At 55.3% G+C, this 22,459-nt stretch carries 23 protein-coding genes and 1 other RNA gene; 4 read left to right on the top strand and 20 right to left on the bottom strand.

The window, feature by feature from the left end; translation table 11 throughout:
- Nucleotides 1-2: 2 nt before the first annotated feature.
- From murG to V5T82_RS10090, 15 genes are all read right to left on the bottom strand, one after another.
- Nucleotides 3-1,124: an undecaprenyldiphospho-muramoylpentapeptide beta-N-acetylglucosaminyltransferase gene (gene murG / locus V5T82_RS10160; RefSeq protein ID WP_332895522.1), complete on the bottom strand. Its 1,122-nt coding sequence runs from the start codon at nt 1,122-1,124 to the stop codon at nt 3-5.
- Nucleotides 1,121-2,257 (bottom strand): FtsW/RodA/SpoVE family cell cycle protein, encoded by a 1,137-nt coding sequence (locus tag V5T82_RS10155; RefSeq protein ID WP_332895521.1) that lies wholly within the window; start codon nt 2,255-2,257, stop codon nt 1,121-1,123. Before V5T82_RS10155 ends, murG begins: the two co-directional genes overlap by 4 nt.
- A 3-nt stretch (nt 2,258-2,260) precedes the next feature.
- Complete coding sequence (gene murD, locus V5T82_RS10150) at nt 2,261-3,649, bottom strand: UDP-N-acetylmuramoyl-L-alanine--D-glutamate ligase (RefSeq protein ID WP_332895520.1); 1,389 nt, start codon at nt 3,647-3,649, stop codon at nt 2,261-2,263.
- A 9-nt stretch (nt 3,650-3,658) separates the two neighbouring features.
- Nucleotides 3,659-4,744 (bottom strand): phospho-N-acetylmuramoyl-pentapeptide-transferase, encoded by a 1,086-nt coding sequence (mraY, locus tag V5T82_RS10145; protein ID WP_442917577.1) that lies wholly within the window; start codon nt 4,742-4,744, stop codon nt 3,659-3,661.
- A 6-nt stretch (nt 4,745-4,750) separates the two neighbouring features.
- Complete coding sequence (locus V5T82_RS10140; protein ID WP_332895659.1) at nt 4,751-6,175, bottom strand: UDP-N-acetylmuramoylalanyl-D-glutamyl-2,6-diaminopimelate--D-alanyl-D-alanine ligase; 1,425 nt, start codon at nt 6,173-6,175, stop codon at nt 4,751-4,753.
- 2 nt (nt 6,176-6,177) lie between these two features.
- On the bottom strand, nt 6,178-7,593 hold the full coding sequence (locus tag V5T82_RS10135; protein ID WP_442917540.1) for a UDP-N-acetylmuramoyl-L-alanyl-D-glutamate--2,6-diaminopimelate ligase: 1,416 nt from the start codon (nt 7,591-7,593) through the stop codon (nt 6,178-6,180).
- 22 nt (nt 7,594-7,615) lie between these two features.
- On the bottom strand, nt 7,616-9,406 hold the full coding sequence (locus V5T82_RS10130; protein WP_332895517.1) for a peptidoglycan D,D-transpeptidase FtsI family protein: 1,791 nt from the start codon (nt 9,404-9,406) through the stop codon (nt 7,616-7,618).
- Nucleotides 9,399-9,737 (bottom strand): cell division protein FtsL, encoded by a 339-nt coding sequence (gene ftsL, locus V5T82_RS10125; protein ID WP_332895516.1) that lies wholly within the window; start codon nt 9,735-9,737, stop codon nt 9,399-9,401. Before ftsL ends, V5T82_RS10130 begins: the two co-directional genes overlap by 8 nt.
- On the bottom strand, nt 9,734-10,693 hold the full coding sequence (gene rsmH, locus V5T82_RS10120; protein WP_332895515.1) for a 16S rRNA (cytosine(1402)-N(4))-methyltransferase RsmH: 960 nt from the start codon (nt 10,691-10,693) through the stop codon (nt 9,734-9,736). The genes ftsL and rsmH overlap by 4 nt, the downstream gene beginning before the upstream one ends.
- A 4-nt stretch (nt 10,694-10,697) precedes the next feature.
- Complete coding sequence (locus V5T82_RS10115; protein WP_332895514.1) at nt 10,698-11,168, bottom strand: division/cell wall cluster transcriptional repressor MraZ; 471 nt, start codon at nt 11,166-11,168, stop codon at nt 10,698-10,700.
- Nucleotides 11,169-11,468: 300 nt separating this feature from the next.
- The gene (locus tag V5T82_RS10110) at nt 11,469-11,636 is read right to left on the bottom strand and encodes a hypothetical protein (protein ID WP_332895513.1); all 168 of its coding nucleotides are present in this window, start codon (nt 11,634-11,636) and stop codon (nt 11,469-11,471) included.
- Between the two features lie 23 nt (nt 11,637-11,659).
- An RNA gene (rnpB, locus tag V5T82_RS10105) (RNase P RNA component class A) lies at nt 11,660-12,033 on the bottom strand.
- 20 nt (nt 12,034-12,053) lie between these two features.
- Entirely contained in the window at nt 12,054-12,725 is a 672-nt protein-coding gene (locus tag V5T82_RS10100; RefSeq protein WP_332895512.1) for an N-acetylmuramoyl-L-alanine amidase, read from the bottom strand.
- A gap of 8 nt (nt 12,726-12,733) precedes the next feature.
- On the bottom strand, nt 12,734-13,471 hold the full coding sequence (locus V5T82_RS10095; protein WP_332895511.1) for a TerB family tellurite resistance protein: 738 nt from the start codon (nt 13,469-13,471) through the stop codon (nt 12,734-12,736).
- 68 nt (nt 13,472-13,539) lie between these two features.
- Entirely contained in the window at nt 13,540-14,424 is an 885-nt protein-coding gene (locus tag V5T82_RS10090) for a peptidoglycan-binding protein (protein WP_332895510.1), read from the bottom strand.
- A gap of 205 nt (nt 14,425-14,629) precedes the next feature.
- On the opposite strand from V5T82_RS10090, the gene V5T82_RS10085 reads away from it, so the two are divergent.
- Entirely contained in the window at nt 14,630-15,970 is a 1,341-nt protein-coding gene (locus V5T82_RS10085) for a TolC family outer membrane protein (RefSeq protein WP_332895509.1), read from the top strand.
- On the opposite strand, the gene V5T82_RS10080 is transcribed toward V5T82_RS10085, so the two are convergent.
- On the bottom strand, nt 15,964-16,575 hold the full coding sequence (locus V5T82_RS10080) for a LysE family translocator (protein ID WP_332895508.1): 612 nt from the start codon (nt 16,573-16,575) through the stop codon (nt 15,964-15,966). The genes V5T82_RS10085 and V5T82_RS10080 overlap by 7 nt on opposite strands.
- 89 nt (nt 16,576-16,664) lie before the next feature.
- Between V5T82_RS10080 and V5T82_RS10075 the strand changes: the two genes are divergently transcribed.
- Nucleotides 16,665-17,540, top strand: coding sequence for an NAD(P)-dependent oxidoreductase (locus tag V5T82_RS10075; RefSeq protein ID WP_332895507.1), 876 nt, complete (start codon nt 16,665-16,667; stop codon nt 17,538-17,540).
- A gap of 20 nt (nt 17,541-17,560) precedes the next feature.
- On the opposite strand, the gene V5T82_RS10070 is transcribed toward V5T82_RS10075, so the two are convergent.
- Nucleotides 17,561-18,406, bottom strand: coding sequence for a fumarylacetoacetate hydrolase family protein (locus V5T82_RS10070; RefSeq protein ID WP_332895506.1), 846 nt, complete (start codon nt 18,404-18,406; stop codon nt 17,561-17,563).
- Nucleotides 18,407-18,526: 120 nt separating this feature from the next.
- On the opposite strand from V5T82_RS10070, the gene V5T82_RS10065 reads away from it, so the two are divergent.
- The gene (locus V5T82_RS10065) at nt 18,527-19,066 is read left to right on the top strand and encodes a DUF2478 domain-containing protein (RefSeq protein ID WP_332895505.1); all 540 of its coding nucleotides are present in this window, start codon (nt 18,527-18,529) and stop codon (nt 19,064-19,066) included.
- A 110-nt stretch (nt 19,067-19,176) separates the two neighbouring features.
- The gene (locus tag V5T82_RS10060; protein ID WP_332895504.1) at nt 19,177-19,737 is read left to right on the top strand and encodes a hypothetical protein; all 561 of its coding nucleotides are present in this window, start codon (nt 19,177-19,179) and stop codon (nt 19,735-19,737) included.
- A 36-nt stretch (nt 19,738-19,773) separates the two neighbouring features.
- Here V5T82_RS10060 and V5T82_RS10055 read toward each other — a convergent pair whose 3' ends face one another.
- From V5T82_RS10055 to V5T82_RS10045, 3 genes are all read right to left on the bottom strand, one after another.
- Nucleotides 19,774-20,172, bottom strand: coding sequence for a hypothetical protein (locus tag V5T82_RS10055; protein WP_332895503.1), 399 nt, complete (start codon nt 20,170-20,172; stop codon nt 19,774-19,776).
- A gap of 94 nt (nt 20,173-20,266) precedes the next feature.
- Entirely contained in the window at nt 20,267-21,835 is a 1,569-nt protein-coding gene (locus V5T82_RS10050) for a dynamin family protein (RefSeq protein WP_332895502.1), read from the bottom strand.
- 20 nt (nt 21,836-21,855) lie between these two features.
- Nucleotides 21,856-22,443 (bottom strand): DUF302 domain-containing protein, encoded by a 588-nt coding sequence (locus V5T82_RS10045; RefSeq protein WP_332895501.1) that lies wholly within the window; start codon nt 22,441-22,443, stop codon nt 21,856-21,858.
- Between the last annotated feature and the right edge of the window lie 16 nt (nt 22,444-22,459).

Below are 22,459 nucleotides of genomic sequence, written 5' to 3'. Positions count from 1 at the left end.
ACTTAGCTCCTTTTCGTTTGGGCGGAGCTGTCGATCAGCTCTGCCACCATGTCTGCCAATTGTTTGGCTGCGTCCGCGCGCCCGAGGTCCTTGGCGCAGCGGGCAGCTTTTTCCAAAACGGCGGGCAGTCCCAACAAACTGTCGAGACGCATCGCCAAGTTATCCGCCGTGAACGTGTCTTGCGGCATAATCCAGCCCGCACCCGCTGCGTCTACGGCTTGTGCGTTATAGGTCTGATGGTCGTCCGCTGCAAACGGATACGGCACCAAAATCGACGGCCGCCCAATCGCCAAGGCTTCGCTGACCGTTGAAGCCCCTGCACGCGATATCACCACATGGGCCTTAGCCATGCATTGCGGCACATCATCGATAAACGTCGCGAGATGCGCGCGAATGCCCGAAGACGCGTAAGCGTTTTGCACCACTTGTAAATCTTCTTCACGACATTGCTGGGTCACGTCCAAGCGCGCTTTGATGTCATCGGGCAATTTCGCCAGCGCTTCGGGCACCACTTCGCTGAGCACCGTGGCCCCTTGCGAGCCCCCCAGCACCAACACCCCCAGCGGGGCATCTCCCTCAGTGGGCGGAAACGGCGCGTCTGCTTTGTCTGCTATGGATGCGCGCACCGGCATGCCTGTGAGTTTGATGCTGTTTGCATTTGCCGCAGGAACACCCCGCGTGTCTTTGAAACTGGAGGCAATGCCATCCACCCGCCCGGCCAACAAACGATTGGCACGGCCCAGCAGTGCATTTTGCTCATGCAGGCCTGTAGCCGTAGTGGTAAATGTCGCCGCCATCATCGTCGGCACAGACGCGTATCCACCAAAACCGATGACAGCGTCCGGTTTTAACTGCTTCAACAAACGCCACGCTTGAAACGTTCCAACACCCAACTCCAAAACGCTTTTGATTTTCGAAAAAACACCCTTGCCCGCAATGCCGCCAGCGGCAATGCGGTACGTTTCCAATTCACCCAAGGCACCGCCATAGGCTTTGCCGCGCTTGTCTGTCACCAAGCCCAAACGGTAGCCGCGGTTTAACAACTCGCTCGCCAAGGCTTCTGCGGGGAAGACGTGCCCGCCCGTACCACCTGCGGCCAAAAGAACGTGAGGCTTATCGCTCATTTGCGCCCCCTCAAACCATGGTGTGCGCCAGGCCGCACACGCGTCAACGCCAAGACCATACCCATCCCCAACGCCAAAGCCAGAGTTGACGAGCCGCCATAACTGATGAACGGCAACGTCATGCCCTTTGGCGGAATCAGGTGTGTCGTCGAGGCAATGTTGATGATCGCTTGCAAGGCAAACTGGGTCAGCAGACCTGTCACCGCAACCATCACAAAAAAGTCGCTGTCGTTGAGCACGCGGGTAAAGCCGCGCAAGACGACAAAGCCGATCAATGCGACGATCACCAGACACAAGACGATGCCGAACTCTTCACCGGCAACGGCCAATATAAAATCGGTGTGGGCGTCGGGCAGAACTTCCTTCACGCGCCCCTCACCCGGGCCACGACCAAACAGGCCGCCGTTTTCAAACGCGTTCAAAGACTTTTCGACTTGGTAGCCCATGGAACTGGACGGGTCCAAAAACTTATCGATGCGATAGCGCACATGATCCAGGGTTAAGTACGCGCCAAAGCCGCCCAAGATCAACAACAGCGCAATCGCGCCGACCAAGATCAACGGCAGGCCGGAAATAAAGAACTGCACCGCCCAAACACTGGCGACCACGATGGACATGCCAAAGTCCGGCTGCAACATCAACAAACCGATCACCACAACGAACAGGCCAATGGAAATCGCATAGCCTGGCACGTCTTCATCCAGTTTTTGCGCGGCAAACATCCACGCGGCCACGACCGCAAAGGCCGGCTTGATGAATTCCGACGGCTGCAAAGAAAAACCTGCAACATACAGCCAACGTGTTGCGCCTTTAATTTCTGCGCCCAAAAACAAAACGGCGACCATTGCGGCCAACGCACCGACAAAAACTAACACAGCCAAGCGGCGGACACCTTGTGGCGTCAACAAAGATGTGGCGACCATCACCAATAACGCCATGGGTAAAAAGACAAAGTGGCGATTGATAAAGTGATAGCTTTCCAGGCCAATACGTTCCGCCACAGCAGGCGATGCGGACGCCACCAACATGGCGCCCAGGGCTGCAATGACCATGACCGTCAACAGCGTTATACGATCGATGGTCCACCACCATCGGCTGACAACGGATGTATCGGTGCGGGTGAAGGTGCTCATGGCTTAGGCTGCCCCCCGGGTTGCATCTCTGGTTAACGCGCTGACGATTTCGCGAAACGCGTCGCCGCGCACTTCAAAATTACGGTATTGGTCGAACGAAGCTGCTGCGGGCGACAGCAAAACCGTCGCCGCTTGACCGGAAGCGTCCAAGAATGCAGCCTTCGTTGCGGTCTCTAAATCTCCACACATTTGCACATCGATTTTGCCCGTCAATTGACGCGCAAAGTCTTCGGCGCACTCGCCTATGACATAGGCTTTGGTGAGGGAGCCGTACAAACCGTCCAAGCCGTCCAAGCCGCCGTCTTTTGCGCGGCCACCCAAAATCCAATGGATGTTGTCGTAGCATGCCAAGGCTTTGGCTGCGGCTTCGGCGTTGGTGGCTTTGCTGTCGTTCACAAACGTCACGCCGTCGATTTCGCCCAAGCGTTCTTGGCGGTGGGCCAAACCTGGAAAACTTTTGACAGCTTTGACGATGTCGTCTGTCGGGACATGCATGGAGCACGCAATGGCATAAGCCGCCGCAATGTTTTGGGCATTGTGCGAGCCGGGTAAATTTTGCAGTCCGCGAACATCCATGATGCGCTTGGCATCGCCTTTGACATCGTTGATCAACATGCCGTCTTGAACATAGATGCCCCCTGCAACAGGGCCTTGGCAGCTGATGCCAATAACGGTGCGGTGATTGGCGGCTTTGATGTCTGTATAGACTTGACGGCTGTGTTCATCGTCCAAGCCGATGATCGCCGTGTCGCCGGCACCTTGTCCACGGAAAATCTGTTGCTTAGCCATGATGTAGCCATGCATGCCGCCGTGTCGGTCCAAATGATCCGGTGCAATATTCAACAAAACGGCAACTTTAAACCGTGCCGACGGGCACAGCTCTAATTGATACGAAGACAGTTCCAACACATAAGCGCCGTCATGTTCCATCATCGCCATATCTGAAATGGCGGGACCAAGATTGCCGCCGACTTCGACGTCGCGGTCAACACTTTCCAGAATATGCCCGACCAATGCCGTCGTGGTGGATTTGCCGTTGGTTCCTGTGATGGCAATGCGCGGGGCTTGTGCACCCGACGTGATCAACAGTTCCACATCGCCAATGATCGGCACACCCGCATCTTTTGCCATGCGCGCAGCCACGTGGGGTTTGGGGTAGGTGTGTGGGATGCCGGGGCTCAACACCAATGCGTCTTGTGCCGCCCAGTTGATGCGTGACGGTTCGCGCACAGGGATGCCTTCGACTTCGGCAGTTTTGCGCGCAGCCTCACCGTCATCCCAAGCCAAAACACGTGCACCGCTGCGACACAGCGCGCGCGCGGCGGCCAAGCCGGACTGTCCCAGTCCAACGACGGCAACGTGTTTGGTGGCGTATCCTTCGCACGAAATCATCTGTGCGCCTTACCTCAACTTCAACGTGGACAAACCGATCAGCGCCAAGATGGTGGCGATGATCCAAAAGCGAATAACAATGGTGGGCTCGGCCCAACCTTTTTTCTCAAAATGGTGATGCAGCGGTGCCATGGCGAACACCCGCTTGCCCGTCAGCTTGAACGACAAGACCTGCACAATCACAGAAACCGTTTCCAACACAAACAAGCCACCAACAATGGCGAGCACCAGCTCGTGTTTGGTGATGACACTCACGGTCCCCAAGGCCCCGCCGAGCGCCAGAGACCCGGTATCGCCCATGAACACGCGCGCGGGCGGCGCATTGAACCACAAAAAACCCAAGCCGCCACCGATGAGCGCGCCCAAGAACGTCGCCAACTCACCTGTACCCGGAACATAGTGGAGCTGCAGGTATCCCGAAAACACCGTGTTGCCGACCAGATACGCAATCAACATAAATACGCCTGCGGCAATCATCACCGGAACGATGGCGAGACCGTCCAAACCATCGGTCAAGTTCACAGAGTTCGATGCCCCAACCATGACAAACGTAGCAAACACCGGGAAGAACCAAGCCAGCTGGACCAAGGCGTCTTTCAAAAACGGGACGGCCAAGGTGGTCGATAAATCACCCGGCAACAAACGCATCGTCCAAACCGCTGCGGCCATGGCAAAAGCCACTTGCAACAGCAATTTCATTTTTCCGGGCAGGCCCTTGTGATTGCGGCGCGAGACTTTCAAGTAATCGTCCAAAAACCCAATGACGCCATAAGACACCGTCACACCCAGGGCCACCCAAACGAAACCGTTGGACAAATCCGCCCACAATATGGTGGATACCACCATGGCGATTAAAATCATCAACCCGCCCATGGTCGGCGTGCCTTGTTTGGTCAGCAAGTGTCCTTCAGGCCCGTCATCACGGATAGGCTGACCGCCCTTTTGACGCATGTGCAGGACTTTGATCAAATAAGGCCCGATGACAAAGCTGATGATCAGCGCCGTCATCACCGCGCCGCCCGTGCGGAACGTCAGATAGCGAAACACGTTAAAGATTGGGAATTGATCCGCTAAGGGAAATAACAGGTGGTACAGCATGATTTATGCATCTCCCTTTTGAAAATTTTTATCGAGCGCCTTCAAGGCTTCAACCACTCGGCCCATGCGTGAGCCTGCGGATCCTTTAACCATCACAACATCACCCGGACGCACGGCTTCGCGCACGACGCCCGACAGAAGATCAGACGTGATGGTGTGTTTGACACGCACGCCATCAGGAAGTGCCTTCCAAAGATTCTCCATGGCTTCACCGGACATATAGACCTGGTCGATGTTGTGCTTTGAAATCAAGTCTGCCAAAGCCGCATGTTCTGCTGGCGTGTCTTCGCCCAGCTCCAACATATCGCCCAACACGGCAATGCGTTTACCGGTGGCCGGTTGGGCTGCCAAGACAGCCAACGCGGCATCCATAGCGACGGGGCTTGCGTTGTAGCTTTCGTCGATCAGAGAAAAAATGCCATCGTCCAACTGAATGTCAAAGCGCTGACCGCGACCGCTGGGCGGCGTTAAGTCCGCCAAATCTTTTGCGGCTTGTTCGACATCCCCAGCCCCAGCATGAACTGCAGCGAGGATGCACAGGGAATTTTGAACCCAGTGCTGACCCGCAAGACCGATGCGATACGACAATTCGCCCCAAGGTGTCACCGCCGTCACGTCGGATCCATTGGCGTCCAGCGTGAAATCTTTCAAACGAAAGTCAGCGCCCTCGGCCGCGCCGAATGTCATCACATCTTCAATGCCCGCTTTCTTAGCCGCTGCATTCAGTTGCTCAAACTCGGCAATGTCACGATTGAGAACCGCCGAACCGCCCTCTTCTATGCCTTGGAAAATTTCGGCTTTGGCATCGGCGATCTCTGCGGTGGATGTGAAGAACTCTGTATGTGCAGGTGCAATGGTCGTGATCACACACACGTGCGGACGGGCCATTTTGGACAAGGGCGTCAGTTCGCCCGGATGGTTCATGCCCATTTCCAAAACCGAATAGTCTGCATCTGCGGGCGTGCGCGCCAAGCTCAGCGGCAGGCCCCAGTGATTATTTAAACTGCCTTCGCTGGCTGACGTCTTGCCTTGTTTGGACAACACGGCCTTCAAGGCTTCTTTGGTGCCGGTCTTGCCGACCGATCCGGTCACGGCAATGACTTTGGCATGATCTAAGCGCGCCCGCGCCCCACGGCCCATATCTTCCATGGCTTTCATGGTGTCCTCGACCACCAACAAGGGTGCGTCGGGATCAAGCACCGGCGGGCGGTGATGCACGCACGCGGCCGCGGCACCCTTTTCAAAGGCATCGGCAACATAGTCGTGACCGTCCACATTGGGGCCTTGAATAGCAATAAACAGATCGCCCGGCTGAAGCGTGCGGGTGTTGATGGAAACACCTGAGGCCGTCCATGCACGATGTGCATCGCCTTGCGAAACGCGCGCCGCATCATCAGAAGACCAAAGTGTGTACGTTGGTTTTATCATATTCACGCCTGGACCTCCTCTATGGCTTGTTCAGCTTCTTTCACATCGTCGAACGGCAACACTTGATCGCCGACGATTTGGCCTTTTTCATGGCCCTTTCCGGCCAAAACCAAGACGTCACCTTTTTGGAGTTTCCACACCGCTTGAACGATGGCCGTATGACGGTCACCGATGTCCTGGGCCCCAGAGGCTGCGGCCAAAATTTCTTTACGAATGGTCGCGGGGTCTTCACTGCGTGGATTGTCGTCCGTGACGATAACGCTGTCCGCCAAGTCCGTTGCAACCTTGCCCATCTCAGGACGTTTACCTGTGTCGCGATCTCCACCACAACCAAAAACAACATGCAGATCATTTTGAGTATGTGGGCGCAGAGCGTTCAAAACATTTTCCAAAGCATCCGGGGTGTGGGCATAGTCCACATAGACCGAAGCTCCGTTCACGGAACCGACGAACTGCAAACGCCCAGGCACGCCTTCCAGCGTTTCCACGCCAGCCGCCACGTCCTTAGCATTTGCACCCAGCGCCACGGCCAAACCAAAAGCACACAAAACGTTTTCCATTTGGAAACTTCCTGCCAACGGCAGACGCACATTAAAGTCTTGATTGCCCATCATGAAGGTTATGGTCTGACCGTCACCGGTGGGGAAGCGTTCCAACACGCGAATGTCCTTGCCTGCACGGCCGAACGTCAAAACTTTTATACCGCGCAGTTCAGCGGCCTCAACCACTTTGCACATGTCTTTGCAATCGGCGTTCACAACGGCAACACCTTCGTCCAGCAAAACGTCACGGAACAAACGCAGCTTGGCGGCGAAGTAGTCTTCCATGGTGCCGTGGTAATCCAAGTGATCGCGCGTGATGTTGGTAAAGCCTGCGGCCTTCACCTTCACACCGTCCAGACGAAACTGCTCCAAGCCATGGCTGGAGGCCTCCATGGCCAAGTGATCCACGCCGCCGTCAGCCAACCGTGCCAAGGTGTGATGCAAATCAACCGGGTCCGGGGTGGTCAAAGTTCCGGGCTCTTCAAAGCCGGAACCATGCACACCCAACGTGCCAACAGTTGCGGACTTATGGCCGAGCTTTTCCCAAATCTGGCTCAAGAACGCAGCCGTCGAAGTTTTGCCGTTGGTGCCCGTAATCGCGGCCACGTGTTCGGGCTGGCGACCATAGAAATTCGCGGCCATTTGGGCGAACCGCAAACGCACGTTGTCGTCTTGAATGACGGGTATATCGGCCTCGGTGCCGCTGGGGGCCAAGACGGCAACCGCACCTTTGTCTTGGGCTTGGGTGATGAATTCACGACCATCGACTTTTGCGCCGGGCAGAGCCGCAAAGACGTAACCCGGACGCACGGCGCGGCTGTCACAGGTCAAGCCTGCCACCTCCAAGTCCTCATCCGGTAACGCCAGTTTCAACACGGGCTTTTGTCCTCTCATCAACTCAGAAAGCCGCATGGGTTAAGCCCCCACGCAGCTCAGCGGATTGTTTCGGTCCGACGGAAATCGGAACATGCAACGGGTGGTCAGGGTCTTCTTCGGCGTCATCGCCACCGCTGTCGGGCACCACGCCAAAGATCGGGCCTAAGCGCGCAATCACTTCCCCCACCACCGGAGCTGCCACGCGCCCGCCTGTGGGGCGCAAATATGCAGGGCCTTCGTGCAGTTGCGGGTCGTCCATCACCACCAACACCACAAAGCGCGGGCTGGTCATGGGGAAGGCTGCAACAAACGACGACATCAAACTGTCTTTGTCATAACCGCCATCGGCTTGCTTTTCAGCCGTCCCCGTTTTGCCGCCCACCAAGTACCCCTTGATATCAGCAGCCGTCCCTGAACCGCCGCGAACCACCAAGCGCATCATCTTGCGCATGGCATCGGACGTTTTGGCTTTGATGACGCGTTCCGTCACCAACGGATTTTTCTCCGAACGCTTGATCAAGGTCGGCCGCACCATTTCCCCACCATTGACCAGCGCAGACACACCTGCGACCACCTGCAACGGCGAGACGGCGATGCCGTGACCATAGGAAATGGTCATGGTTTCGGTCTTGTTCCAACGCACCGGATAAAGCGGGTTACCGACTTCGGGCAACTCCACATCCGCAGAGCCCAAGAAGCCAAAGCGTTTGAGGTATTCTTTTTGCGTTTTCGCCCCCACATCCAACGCCATCTTGGCCGAGCCGATGTTGGAGGAGTACATCAAAATTTCCGGCACGCTCAACCAGCGTTTCTTGGCGTGGTAATCCGAAATGGTGAAGCGTGACACGCGAATGGGGTCGGTGGCGTCATAGCCGTCCGTCATGCCCACCGTGCCCGTGTCCAACGCAATCGCCGTATTGAACAGTTTAAAGGTCGATCCCATTTCGTACACACCTTTGGTGACGCGGTTAAACCCAGCGTCCCCCAATGATCCTCGGCGGGTGTTGGGATCAAAATCGGGCAGAGAAGCCATGGCGACGATCTCGCCGGTCTTCACGTCCATCACCACCCCGGCAGCACCCGTGGCGGTGTATTTATCCTTCGCTTTGGTGAGCTCTTGATGCAGCACCGTTTGCGCGCGCAAGTCGATGGACAGCTCCAAGCTTTCGCCGTGCGTGCCCAATTTGGAATGGAACGTGCGCTCCAATCCGGCAATCCCTTTGCCGTCCACATCGGTGTAACCCAGAACATGGGCAAAAGTAGGGCCAAAGGGATAGACCCGTTGTTCTTCACGGCGAAAGCCAAATCCCGGAAGACCTAAGTGGTTGACGGCATAAACTTGATCCGGTGTCAGATTGCGATCGATCCACACCTGACGCCCGCCGCTTTTAATCCGGGCAATCAGTTTCTTGCGATCCAGGCCCGGCAACACCGTCAGCAACTTTTCTGCCGCCGCTTCGGCCTTGCCACCACGCAGAGCCTCTTTGGAATCCACATACAAGGACTTCGTCGGCAGACTGGTTGCAATCAAATGTCCATTGCGATCATACACATCACCGCGTGCGACCACCGGCTTTTCGATTTGTGCGGAGCTCAGGGCCTGCCACTTCGGTCCACCCCCGTTGCCGTGACGCGACAAATCAACCAGACGTGCCCCCAAAACCAAGAAGGCCAAGGAGAACACCACACCCGTCACCAGCAGACGCGTGCGCCCTTGGTCCAAAGCATTTTTGCGCGAGCTTTCCAGTTTGATGCGTTTGGGGTCCAAAGCTTCGAACGGAATTTCGCTTTGCAGAGAAGATAGCTTAGTCATTCGCTGTCTCCTCTTCACCAAACGTCATTTCACGCATAGGAATGTTCAACACGGCATCCGGATGCACCACTTGACGCGGCGGCACGGGTTCTAGGCCCAAATGTTCGCTCGCCAAAGTTTCCAAACGACGCGGATCGTTCAACGTTGCCCATTCGGCGTGCAACACGTGAAGCGCGCGGCGTTCTTCGTCGAGCTCTTTGAGCAAACGCGTATGATTGTCTTCCAACTCGTGAACCTGATACTTCACCGAAAACAAAACAGCAGAGATTCCACCCGCCAAAATGACAAAGAGCAAAGTGGTGTGACGGATATAGCCAAAAGCTTTATTCATGCCGTCCCTCCCTGCCGCCAAGCTGGCGCATCCGTGCGCTCCGCCATGCGCAACCGTGAAGAGCGCGCACGCGGATTGAGTTTGCATTCGTCTTTGCCAGGCTTTAGCGCACCTTTTTTGAGCAACGTAAAGCTGGGCTCAGGCCCTTTGTCTTCGAGGTCGGGCATATAGCGCGAAGGGTTCGGCACATTCCCCGAACGCTCATTGAGAAACCTTTTGACGCGCTTGTCTTCCAAAGAATGAAACGCCACCACGGCCAAACGTCCTCCAGGCTTGAGAAGCTGTTCCGCACCACTTAAACCACGATCCACTTCGCCAAGCTCGTCATTCACATAAATGCGCAGGCCCTGGAAGGTGCGGGTCGCGGGGTGGATGCCGTCTTTGGATTTACGCACGACGGAAGACACAATGTCGGCCAGCTCCTTCGTGCGGGTGATGCGTTTTTCAGCGCGCGCCTCGACGATGGCATGCGCCACCCAACGCGATTTGCGCTCTTCGCCGAATTCGTAAATGACGTTGGCAAGTTCTTCTTCGCCCATGTCGTTGACCGCGTCTTCTGCACTGGGCCCGGATTGTTCCATACGCATATCCAAGGGGCCGTCGTTCATGAACGAAAAGCCGCGCTCGGCTTGATCCAACTGCATGGACGACACGCCCAAATCCAGCGCGACACCGTCGACACCGGACACACCTTTGTCGCTGAGCAAGTCCGACATGTCGCCAAAACGGCCCTGCACGACACGCAGTCGGCCGCCAAACTCGCTTTCCATATCGCGGGCTTTGGCAATGACGTTCGGATCACGATCGATGCCCCAGACGGTACAATCGGCACTTTCCAATATGCCGCGCGAATACCCGCCATTCCCAAACGTACCGTCGACATAGACGCCACCGTCACGGGGGATGAGCGTATCCAAGACCTCTTTCAACATAACGGGGATGTGAGGCATGGACATTTGACTACTCCCCGTCCGTTCGTTGTGGGGAAAGCCGGAGCGTAGCACCTGTGGCTTTGGCACGCTCCAAAGCGCCGGAGCGATGTTCTTGGTACGCATCGGGCGACCAGATTTGAAAGCGCGAACCGCGCCCCACAAACAAGGCCTGACCGTCAAGCCCTGCATGTGTACAGAGGTCTTGCGGCAAAACAATGCGACCTTCGGAATCGAAAGCCAGCTGAAACGTGTTTTCCAAGGTGATTGCGGCGAGATCTTCCTGTTCGTCGGAAAACAGGTCGAGATTGTCTTCCATGCTTTCAGAAAGACGTTTCATGAAGGCTTCGCCAGCGCCTTCAAGAGCGGGGTATTTAAAATAAGGGTAGATGTAGACACCCGAGAAGCCTTCCGCCAAGACGGCCTCACGGTAAGGCTTCGGGACAGAAACCCGGCCTTTTTTATCGATCTTGTTGAGATGACGGCCGACGAGCAGCGCCATAACTCCCCCTTACAGATGCATCTAGCAAAGACCTAACCCCTTGTTTGGATTAGCCTTTGACGTTTCGCCTTCGCCGCTTCCACGCAGCCCCATCCCCTTGATGAAGCCAAAGCCAAAGCCTTGAAGACCCATCCACGCACACGCAAAACGCGCCCATGGATCCCATTGGGTCTTATTGGGATAGCATGGGAATTGATGGGCGTCAATGGGATTTACTGGATTTGACTGGGGTTTAAGCGGGCCTTTCTGACACAAAAAAACCGCCCGAAGGCGGCTCTTTCGCGGATCTTGTGGAGGACGTTAGCCGCGTTTGCGCGAGCCTTTGTCATGCGGCAAATCTGGGTTCAGTACCGTCCAATTTTGTTTGGTTTCAGTGAATAACTCATCGGACGGCGCATATGCGGACGAATCGTCAAACAGAACACACGCCACAAGACCGCACAGGCATGATCCCGTGTGTATTGACATGTGGGGCTCCTAAAACGATGTAAAAGACCAGATGGCCTGTAAGCCGGGTTCTGTCCCCTTTCCGAAGAAAGATGGATGACTATTCATCTGGGACGTTTGTCGCCAAACGCCTCACGCGATACACCCGAACGGCGGCGCACAAACACACGTGGGGCCCAAAGCCCCTGGCCGTCCTTCTCGATCTTGCACCCGGTGGGGTTTACCGTGCCGCCCCTGTTGCCAGGCGCGCGGTGCGCTCTTACCGCACCCTTTCACCCTTACCTGAGAAAACTCAGGCGGTTTGCTTTCTGTGGCACTTTCCCTAAGGTCGCCCTCGCCGGTCGTTAACCGGCACCGTGTTTGTGTGGTGCCCGGACTTTCCTCCCCACATAAATGGGGCAGCCATCCAGCCATCTGGTCTGGCGCTAACCTAACGCTTCAGACCTGATCAAGCAACGCCTGCAAAACGCCGACACAGTCCGGTTCAATCGCCGTGGTCAAACGCGCTGGGCGGAAATGGCGCTGAAACGCGACAATCGCTGCATTGAAATCAGAGGTGTCATACCCAAACGCCAACAACATGGCTTTGAATTCAGCGGCGCTGGCATCAACGAGAACGCTGTCTTGCGCCCACAACCCAATTCCTTTTTGCGCCAGACGGGCCCAATCGAACAGCTCGCCCGGGTCCGTTTTGCGCAGCGGCGCAACGTCGGAATGGCCCACCACATTGCGGCCGGGAATGGCGTGGCGTTTCAAGATTGCACCAGCCAAACCTTCCAGAGCCACCATTTGGGGTTCCAGAAAAGCACGGTAGCCGAATTCATGACCGGGATTGACCAGCTCAATCCCAATCGAGCGGCTGTTGACGTCCGTGGCCCCGCGCCACCAAGACACACCCGCATGCCAGGCGCGTTTGTCTTCATCCACCAAACGATGAACCGTGCCGTCTTCTTCAATGAGATAATGCGCACTGACCTCAGCCTCTGCATCACACAGACGGTCCAAAGCGGCGTTCGCGCTTTGCATGCCGGTGTAATGCAGCACCAGCATGTCGATGGGCACATCAGGGGGGCGGTCATTAAAATTGGGCGATACGCGCGGCGTGCTCATCTGTGACCTCAGTTTAGACCCCGCATCTGTTTGATCTTGTCATAAGCCGCATTGATGGCCGCCATTTTGTCATTGGCCAGATCAATAAACTCCTGCGGCATACCCTGGGCCATGAGCTTGTCCGGATGGGTTTCTTGGATCAATTTACGATAGGCAGACTTGATCTCGGCGTCCGTGGCTTCACGGGCAAGCCCCAAAACACTGTAAGGATCGGCTTCGTCCTTGGGCTGGTGTGTCGCCGTGATGCGCTCAAACGTGGCTTGATCAAACCCAAAAATGTCAGAGACACGCTGCAGATACGCAAGCTCCGCCGGGTGAACCACACCGTCGGCTTGGGCGATCATGAACAAGCCGCCCAGCAATTCTTCCAACACGGCCGGTTCGTGGGGGAACAGCTTGGCGACTTGGGCCGCATATTGTTCAAACCCAGCGGTCGAGACTTTCGCCCGGTCAAAGACCTTGGCGACATTTTTCATTTCATCGGGTGGAATATGGAACAGGCGTTTAAAGGCGTCGACTTCGTCACGGGTCACTTGACCGTCAGCCTTGGCCATTTTCGCCGATAGAGCAATCACGGCCAGCGTAAAGGCGATTTGGCGCTGGTCTTCCAGAGACGCGCGGCCATGGGGTAAGGTCCCGTGGACTTTGTCGAGGGCATGCCCTGCCACCGCCCCCAGCAGCGCGCCCAACGGCCCGCCTAAGGCAAATCCGGCGACACCGCCTAAGACTTTTCCCCAAATGCTCATAATCCGGCTCCAGTCCCTCTTTCGACTTCACCAAAGGTCGCGTGCATGACCCACTTTACACGTCGTGATTAACGACGCGCCAATTTTTCACGCAACCGGTCCATCACAGCGGTGCTCAATCCACCATTGCCAAGCCCTTCCGCCCGGCGAAAGGCCACCAATGCCGTGTAAGTCTTTTCACCGTCAATGCCGTCGATGCTGCCGGGCTTGTAGCCCAGCTTGCTCAACGCATATTGCGCAAAGCGGATTGAAGCGCGATCACCGACTTGGGGAGCGGCCAATTTGCCGCGATAGCCTTCGGCGTAGCCCTCAATGGTTTCGATGGTCAACGCCATCAAATCGGCTTTGAGCTGTTCGATCAACGGCGTTGCCGCGCTGACCCCGCCGTCCTCGGCAATCATCAACCATTTCAGGGCTTCTTGGGGGCGCACTTGTGCCGTCTTGCCCGTCAGCATGGCAGTGGCCCAAACGTATTGCGCATCGCAATTTCCGGCCCGTGCAGCACGTTCCAACCACATCAATCCCCAACCGGGTTCTTTCGCCGTGCCGTTGCCGTTCAAATAGGCTTCACCCATTTGGTAACGCGCGCCCACGTGGCCCATGGCAGAGGCCATGGAAAACCATTCCAGCGCATATTGAGGATCGTCCAGCAACAAGCCCAATTCATAAGCCGCGCGACCGTTGCCCATCATGGCCGCTTTTTCCAGCCATTGTTTTGCAGACGCCGGGTCCGTGTCCATCAACGTCAACGCCAAGTCCAGCTGAGCGCCCGCGTCACCCTCGGCCGCAAAGGCGGTCAAGACCTCACGTGCGTCGCTTTGAACTGCTTGAGTTGCCGCATCCTGGATTTTTTTGGATTTAACGCCGGCGCCACACGCCGTCATGCTCACAGCCACAAAAAGGGCCACACCTACAGCCTTAAGCCCGGCTGCAGTCTTCAATTCACCACTCACTTTGGTTCTCACCTCAATACCATTCTCAAATCGATTTGAGATATTCATTTTATTTTCGCTATTTAAGCAGATTCTCCCCCCTTTTGCACAGCCATCTTTGCAAAAGCCACAATTGTGGGATGGGGTGAAGTGTGATAGAACATCAGCACAACGCCCTGCTGCATTTGCGGGGCATTTTTGGGGATATTCGAAGGGTTTTTCGAACGTGGCATTTCAGAGCTCTAAACTGGCGCAGAGCCTCTCAACCCTAACGGTTTTGGCCGTTTTGGGACCGGTTGTGCTTGCCCCTGAAGGTGCTCAGGCGCGCCCGATTGAAGAAGAGCTCCGCGTCTTAATCGACCGCCACCCCAAGATCAGAGAATCGGAAAACACGCTGGAGTCGCGCCGCGCGACCATCCGCGAAAGCGAAGCGGGCTATTATCCGACCGTGAACATCGCCGGTGAGATCGGGCCGCAAACCGTCGACACCGCCTCTACCCGCTCCGACGAAGCCAACGAAAGCGATCCGTGGCGTGGTGTTTTGAACTCGGCCACCTTGACGGTGACCCAGCCTATTTTCGACGGTTTTGCCACCTCCGCTACCGTGCGCATTGCCGAAGTCAATCACGAGATTGCTCAACTGACCCTGGAAGGCACGCGCCAAAACACCTTGTTCGAAGGTGTGCGGGCCTATGTTGATGTGCTGCGCCAACGCCGACTGGTGGAAATGGCTGCCGACAACGAACGCACCATTCAACGTCAGCTGAACCTGGAAGACGAACGCGTGCGCCGGGGTTCCGGTGTGACGGTTGACGTATTGCAGGCCAAATCCCGTCTGCAAATCGCAAAGGAACGCCGTGTCGGCTTCGAAGGTGCACTTCTGAACGCCGTCAGCACCTATGAACAGGTTTTCGGACATCCGCCAAACTTGCCCACCATGCTGGACCCGACCCCCCCGGCCCAAGTCATTCCATCCTCACTGGAACGCTCGGTTGATATCGCTTTGGCGGAAAATCCGTCTTTGATCGGCGGCAGCCTAAACGTTGAATTGGCACACGAACAACGCCGCAGTTCCAACAGCGGATTTTATCCCAGCCTGGATTTAACCGGCACAGCCAACTACGAAAAGAAAAACAACGCCACCAATGGCATCCGGCGCGACTATTCCGTCATCATGTCGGCCAGCTGGGACGTTTTCTCGGGCGGTTCGACCCTGGCTGGACGCGAAGCCAGCGAATTTGACTACCGCGCCCAGATGAACAACTACGAATACACCTCGACCAAAGTGATCGAGCAGGTGCGCTTATCCTGGCAGTCTCTGGTCACGTCGCGCGAACGCAAAGAACTCTTGGGCAACGCCGTTAACATCGCTGCTGAAGTGTTCGACAGCCGCAAAAAGCTGCGCGACGCGGGTAAAGAAACCGTGATCAACGTGCTGGACGCTGAAAATGAAGTCAACAACGCCCAGATCAACTACGCCACGTCCAGCTATGACGAACGCGTGGCGATCTATCAGCTTCTGCTGTCCATGGGCCGCATGAAGCCGCAGTACATCGTCTCTCAATAATCCAGCAACCCTGTTGCGGGCAGAAGAGACAGCATCAATATCCCTGCCATTGTCCAATTGAACGCACGCAAGCGCCCTGGGGTTTGCAAAAAGCGTCCAATCATCAGGCCGAACACCGCCCATGTGCTGGCACTGGGAAAAGTCACCAGTATGAAGATGATCGAAATCACCATCACTTCGAACAGTAAGTCGCCGCCGACCGTGGTGAACGTCGACACGGCACCGATGGCAATGACCCAGGCTTTGGGGTTCACCCACTGAAAAGCTGCGGCTTGGAAAAAGGTAAAGGGCTTGCCCTTTTCTTCTTCTTTCCCCGCACGGCTGGACCTCGCGATTTTCCACGCTAAATATGTGAGGTAAGCAATGCTCGCATATTTTAGGACCACATGAAGTTCCGGATAGGCCACAAACACACCCCCAAGCCCCAACCCTACACACATGTTCATCACACCAAAACCGATGGCGATGCCAAGGATATGAGGGATCGAGCGGCGGAACCCAAAGTTTGCACCACTAGCCGTGACCATGACATTGTTAGGCCCCGGCGTGAACGTCGAGGACGCACAAAACGCGACAATCGGCAAAGCCCAATCAATGAGCACCATGGTGGAAAAGTCCTCTACAGAAACGCTCTGGCAATCTTAGCCCAATGTAGGTCTAATGCCACCTCAGACAAGGTTGGAAGGATAATCTCGTGGAGCAACACAACACAATCGGCCTGATCGGCTGCGGCCTGATGGGCCATGGGCTTGCGAAAAACCTCCTGAAAGCCGGTCAGAACCTGACCATATTCGATCACCCCGCCAACCAATCGTGCGATGATTTGGTGGAAGCCGGTGCCGTTTTAAGTGCCGAGATGGCGGACGTGGTCTCAGACAAAGATGCTGTGATTTTGGTTTTGCCGGGGTCGCCCGAAGTCGAAACTGTGGTCACCGCGGACGGTGGGTTCTTATCCTTGATTTCACCAAACACATTGGTGATTGATGCGACAACGGCACAGCCGGAAGATACGTTGGTTATCGCCGGTCTGATCCAAGGCAAAGGCGCGCGCTATGTCGACGCCCCCATGACCCGCCCCCCCAAAGAAGCCGAAGAAGGGTGTCTCAATGTCCTGGTCGGCGGTTCGAAAGAAGACGTCGCGCACGCCAAGCCTTATATCGATACGTACGCTGAAAACATCTATCACGGCGGCCCTGTATCGGCAGGACACCGCTTAAAGCTGCTGCACAACTTTGTGTCCATCGGTCAGGCCGTCATCATTGCCGAAGCCGTCGCTGCGGCCAACCGGGGTGGTGTTCAATTGGACGTGTTGACGGACGTTCTTGCGACCGGTGGAGCGGGCGGGGTGGCACTGGACCGTATGCGCCCGTTTATTGAAGACAGCGACAGCTCCGCCTTTCGCTTTGCCCTCAAAAATGCTTCCAAAGATTTAGATTACTACACCGACATGGCAAGCGCGTTAAACGCACAGTCAAACACCGCCAAGGCGGTCAGCTACGTGCTGAAAAAAGCGTTGGAACACCAACCCGACGCGGTCATGCCAGAACTGATCGATATCTTTAAAGACTAGCTGATCAATATCTTCAAAGACTAATCGTCGGTGCGCACGGCTTGGTTTTGCTCACCCAAACCATCGATGCCCAAGCGCATCACGTCGCCGTCTTTCAAGAACTGCTGTGGCTTCATGCCCATGCCGACACCGGGAGGTGTGCCGGTACAAATCACATCGCCCGGATGCAGGGTGAAGTGGTTCGACAAGAAGCTGATGATGTGCGCAACCGAAAAGATCATGGTTTGCGTGTTGCCGCGTTGTCGCGCTTCGCCGTTCACGTCCAACCACATGTTCAAATCTTGCGGGTCGGCGATCTCGTCACGGGTCACCAGCCAAGGGCCCAATGGGGCAAAGGTATCGCACGACTTGCCCTTCACCCACTGCCCTGTGCCTTCCAGTTGGAAGGAGCGCTCAGAGACATCGTTAACCACGGTGTAGCCCGCGACACAATCCAAGGCTTCGGCTTGGGATACATACTTGGCCGCTTTGCCCATAACGACGCCAAGTTCAACTTCCCAATCCGCTTTCTGTGATCCACGCGGCAACACGACATCATCGTTGGGGCCATTAATAGCAGACGTGTATTTGGTGAAGAGCACGGGAGCTGCAGGTGGTTCCATCCCCGTTTCTTTGGCATGGTCGGAAAAGTTCAAACCGATGGCCATCATCTTACCCACACCCGTCACACACGGACCGATACGGACATCGTCACTGATCAAAGGCAAGCCTTCGTCTTTGACATCTGCAAGCTTTGCCAATGCAGCGTCGGATAGACAAGCCCCATCGATATCGGAGATCAGAGCCGACAGATCGCGAATGTTTCCATCCCCGTCCAGCCGTCCCGGTTTTTCAGAGCCCTTAGGGCCAAAGCGTAAAAGTTTCATGCCGTAGCTTTGCACCATGACGTTGAAACGTCAAGAAAACCGCGGCGCTCACAAATCGCCCTATCGGGATTTAAAGCGGATGTTTATACTGCATCAAACTCCCCAGCCGAGATTGAGCCTATGAGCAGTGTTGAACAGTCAGAGCCAGTTGTCGTCGGTGTCGTGTACGAACGCGGCGAGCCCATTCGGGACGTCATGAAGGGCTTCGTCGACAGCCTGCAAGCCCAAGGCCTGAACGTACACGGTATCTTGCAAGAGCAACCCGGCGACATTGATGTGCCGGCGGAAAGTTGTGGGGTGGACGCGATTGACATCAACACACGCGACAAAGTCGAACTGGTCCGCCCAACCCAATACGAACTGGACAACAAAATCTGCAGCCTGGACTTGTCGCGTTTGGCTGAGGCTGCGCAAATTTTGCGCCGCGCCATAGCCGAAGGTGCAGACATCGTCGTGGTGGAAAAATTCGGCAAGCATGAAAAGGACGGCGGCGGCATTTCCGACGACTTAATGGCCGTCATCGCCGAGCCGATTCCCACTGTGGTCTCCGTGCCTAAGAACGAGCTTAAATCCTGGAATGCCTTTACGGGCGGCATGGATGTACAATTAACGTGCGACTTACAAGCCCTTCAAAGTTGGTGGGAAACGGCACGTTCGTAACGTGCACCACACTTTTGTGCACTGCACATTTGAAAAATTCAAATATCTTAACACCAAACTATCATGTATAATTCGGCCCAAGAATAAAGAACCATAAATTCGAGGGCAGGATGACTTCAAAAACACCCAACGATAAATGTTTGGATGATCTTTTTCGCCTCTGCGTATACGAAGCAGGGCACACCATTACCGCCTATTTGTTAAATCAACACATCGTGTCCGTGCGCATGTTGCCGCGCCCGCCGATGACCATTTCCGAAAAAAGATTTATGTCCAACAGCTGGGATTCCTTCATGGATATTCTGGAGCACCGCGCGCTGGAACTGTTCGGCGGACACATTGCCGAAGAAGCCGTGTGCGATATGTCGGCCTGTTGCTCCGGCGATATTTCACGCATTGATGAACTGTCACGCATTTTGGCGGGCCTTTCCCCCCAAGATGAAATCGACAGCGAAGACGTTTTGTTCGAACTGGAAGACCGTGCCATCGAAATGTTTGCGCCCGACCATGTGCGCGACGCGATTTTACCCGTGGCTGAGTATCTGTACGAACAAGACCAGTTGGGCCACATGGAAGTGGACGGCAAAGAAATCACAAAAATCATTGAGCGCTACATCCCGCGCCCGCCCAAAGAAAAAGGCGGTTTCCTTAAGCTTCTGAAACTTGCTTAAGGACCGCCTTTTTATGCGTTGGGGTGGTGCTTTAACTTAGCGCCCCATGTTCCAAAAATACGCCATCGGCGATGAGAACATGTTGGACGAACGTCCAACGTCTTGACTCATACGTGCCATGTTCGCATTCATGTGCGTGGTCGATCCGGTCATCACGGCCAAATTGCGGGACACCACATACATCTGCTGATCCATACCCTGGACAGCAGCTTGCATGGAATTCATATCCTTAGACATTTGTCCAATGTCACGAACCATCACTTTTTGCGCTTCGGACATAATGTGGATATCGTCCCCCATACCGATGATGGTTTCCGTCATCTGGTCGATCCGGTTCGCAATCCCCCACATCAAGTAGGTGAATACGCTCATCACAACCACGATACCGCTGATGCCCGCGACCATATACCGGCTGTTGTTTACTCTTCTATACACGGCCTACCCCGTTTCTTTTTTTATTCATTAGGTTGACGTTCACTTGAAAGGTTCATCCTCTAAGCCACCCAACCATATACTTCCAAATTTCCCGTTAATTTGACGCAACTTTTTGATCTGCCGACGGAGCCAGTACTTGCTCGGTAGAGGTTGCGACGAGTGTTTCTGCTACGGGTTCTTCCTCAGCTTTGTCTTCCGTTTCCCGAATTTGTGATTCCAATTCAACACGCATGGCTTTGCGACCAGACGGGTCGGTGTGCTCATCGTTTAGGCGTTGAATGTGGCCCTCAATAGCACCGATGATTTCCGACAGCATCCGTTTCGTGCCTTTGCCCCAACCGGATACACCCTTCGTAAAGGCGCTGCGCCACACGCGCGTGCTTTTGCGAAAGCCATTTTGGATATTGAGCTCATGTTCGCCATAGCGATCGGGCAACGCAGGCGCAATCCATTTGGTCATTAACTTGCGCATGGTGAAATGCCACGACCACCCGAGAACGCCGATGGCAGCAGCCACCGCAATCATCGACACGATGTAGCCGTTAACGGCATCGAACGCGCCTTGAAGGGTTTCCATACCTAAGAAATGCAAGGCCGCCCAAACCAAGCCAGCGGCAACGACAATACCGAGAACATCGCCGACCATAACGAACTTACGCCACTTGGCCACGGCCTCTTCGATCATGGGCACAGCTTCGGTTTCGACTTGGCGCGAGACGTCTTCCAAGGCGCTAACGACGCGATAGCCGCGTTCCACTTCAACCTCGTTCATACGGCGCGAAATTTCAGCCATATCTTCATTGCGTTTGCGCTGATAACGTTCACGCAACGCTGTGTCTTCGATGTGAACCGCAGCGTCTTCGTTGTAGATGCACAAGAACCGACCGCTCGCCACCCCCGCCTGAGCCAAGGCACGCTGCCATGCGGAGACGACTTCTTCGGGATTGTCTTCGCGGGCGGTGGTGTCGATTTGGTTCAACACGTACATGAATTTGGTTGAATCTGCTCGTCCCGTAGCTTTGGACACCAAGTGCGTCAATGTATCTTGCATCGCGCCCGGTTCGGGATGGCGGGCATCGAAGAAGATCAAAACCAAGTCCGAAATATCGATGATGTGATCTGTCAACCGCAGGGTCGAGCGCCGCTGGTCATCCGCATCGAAACCGGGGGAATCGATCAGCGTGCGGCCTTTCAAAACATCGGTGTCAGCGGTTTTAAGCTGCAGATACGTGTCGATCCGCCGCCCTTCGCCCTCGGCCACTTTTTCAATTTCTTCGCCAATGCCGAAGAACGGAAAACGCGGATCGTGGTTCAGTGCCGAGCCCGGCAGCGTGCGCGAATTTTCATGCGCCGCGTAACACATCACTGTGAACTTATCGTCCACCGCTTGGTTGCCGGTGCGCTGCAGGACTTTGCCCAGCGTGTGATTGATGAAAGTCGATTTACCAGAGGAGAACGTGCCCAACACGCTGATCAGCGGCCACCAGGTGATGCGCGTGGCCAAGCTTTCATCCGCCGTCAGCAACCCTAAACGGTAGAGCACTTTGTCCAACTTCATGTACGTCGGCAAAACACTCAACAGATCCGGATGCTCTTCTGCAAGATGCTTCTCCAGATTGTTTAAACGTTCCGTCAAAGTCGTACTGGGGCGATTGAAAAACATAACTCTCTCCTTGAGACGACTTAGAAGTCGCCTTCAGAACCACGCTTAAGAACGTCTTGCATGATCATTTTGACCTTCTCGGCCTCTGCTTTGAGTTCCGCCGGCAACGGTTTACCGCCATGGATCATCGGGTCCATATTCAAAGTGTAGATCCAAAGACGGCCTTCTTTGTCTTCGACAACCGACAAGCGGCACGGCAGGTAGGCCGAATACGCGTCCGAGTAATCCAACATCATCGCCGCCGTCATGGCGTTGCAGAACATGTAGATTTTGACGTAGCGGTATTCCTTGCCACTCATCGCTTGAACTTGACGATATAGGGGCAATTCACCAACGTTTTGAATGTTGTGTTCGTTGGCGACGAACTTGATGGTTTCTTCCACGTCTTCAGCGGTCAGGTCTTCGCTGACCTGTGCTTTCCACACTGTCGCTTCAGCCGCATTGCCCGTTTCCAAAATCGAGGTAAACATTTCCAAGTAGGTGTCCATCGCCTTTTCATCAAACGTGTCAAAGGCACCTTTGATTTTCATGGCGTGCGGGGCCGCCGTGATGCCGGCAACACAGGCCAACACCCCGATAATGGCGAAAATATTGCGAATGAAATCCATAAGTCAGGTCCTCAAA

Origin of the sequence: Magnetovibrio sp. PR-2, from assembly GCF_036689815.1 — a bacterium.
Classification (GTDB): domain Bacteria; phylum Pseudomonadota; class Alphaproteobacteria; order Rhodospirillales; family Magnetovibrionaceae; genus Magnetovibrio.
This window is presented reverse-complemented; position numbering and strand designations above follow the sequence as displayed.

Bases quoted from the DNA above. Each gene is read 5' to 3' on its own strand.
- V5T82_RS10095 (WP_332895511.1), bottom strand. From the start codon at position 13,471: ATGAGCATTTGGGGAAAAGTCTTAGGCGGTGTCGCCGGATTTGCCTTA.
- V5T82_RS10060 (WP_332895504.1), top strand. From the start codon at position 19,177: ATGACTTCAAAAACACCCAACGATAAATGTTTGGATGATCTTTTTCGC.
- ftsL (WP_332895516.1), bottom strand. From the start codon at position 9,737: ATGAATAAAGCTTTTGGCTATATCCGTCACACCACTTTGCTCTTTGTC.
- V5T82_RS10065 (WP_332895505.1), top strand. From the start codon at position 18,527: ATGAGCAGTGTTGAACAGTCAGAGCCAGTTGTCGTCGGTGTCGTGTAC.
- V5T82_RS10130 (WP_332895517.1), bottom strand. From the start codon at position 9,406: ATGACTAAGCTATCTTCTCTGCAAAGCGAAATTCCGTTCGAAGCTTTG.
- V5T82_RS10080 (WP_332895508.1), bottom strand. From the start codon at position 16,575: ATGGTGCTCATTGATTGGGCTTTGCCGATTGTCGCGTTTTGTGCGTCC.
- V5T82_RS10140 (WP_332895659.1), bottom strand. From the start codon at position 6,175: ATGATAAAACCAACGTACACACTTTGGTCTTCTGATGATGCGGCGCGC.
- V5T82_RS10155 (WP_332895521.1), bottom strand. From the start codon at position 2,257: ATGAGCACCTTCACCCGCACCGATACATCCGTTGTCAGCCGATGGTGG.
- V5T82_RS10110 (WP_332895513.1), bottom strand. From the start codon at position 11,636: ATGTCAATACACACGGGATCATGCCTGTGCGGTCTTGTGGCGTGTGTT.
- V5T82_RS10050 (WP_332895502.1), bottom strand. From the start codon at position 21,835: ATGTTTTTCAATCGCCCCAGTACGACTTTGACGGAACGTTTAAACAAT.
- murG (WP_332895522.1), bottom strand. From the start codon at position 1,124: ATGAGCGATAAGCCTCACGTTCTTTTGGCCGCAGGTGGTACGGGCGGG.
- V5T82_RS10045 (WP_332895501.1), bottom strand. From the start codon at position 22,443: ATGGATTTCATTCGCAATATTTTCGCCATTATCGGGGTGTTGGCCTGT.
- V5T82_RS10100 (WP_332895512.1), bottom strand. From the start codon at position 12,725: ATGAGCACGCCGCGCGTATCGCCCAATTTTAATGACCGCCCCCCTGAT.
- rsmH (WP_332895515.1), bottom strand. From the start codon at position 10,693: ATGTCCATGCCTCACATCCCCGTTATGTTGAAAGAGGTCTTGGATACG.
- murD (WP_332895520.1), bottom strand. From the start codon at position 3,649: ATGATTTCGTGCGAAGGATACGCCACCAAACACGTTGCCGTCGTTGGA.
- V5T82_RS10070 (WP_332895506.1), bottom strand. From the start codon at position 18,406: ATGAAACTTTTACGCTTTGGCCCTAAGGGCTCTGAAAAACCGGGACGG.
- V5T82_RS10115 (WP_332895514.1), bottom strand. From the start codon at position 11,168: ATGGCGCTGCTCGTCGGCCGTCATCTCAACAAGATCGATAAAAAAGGC.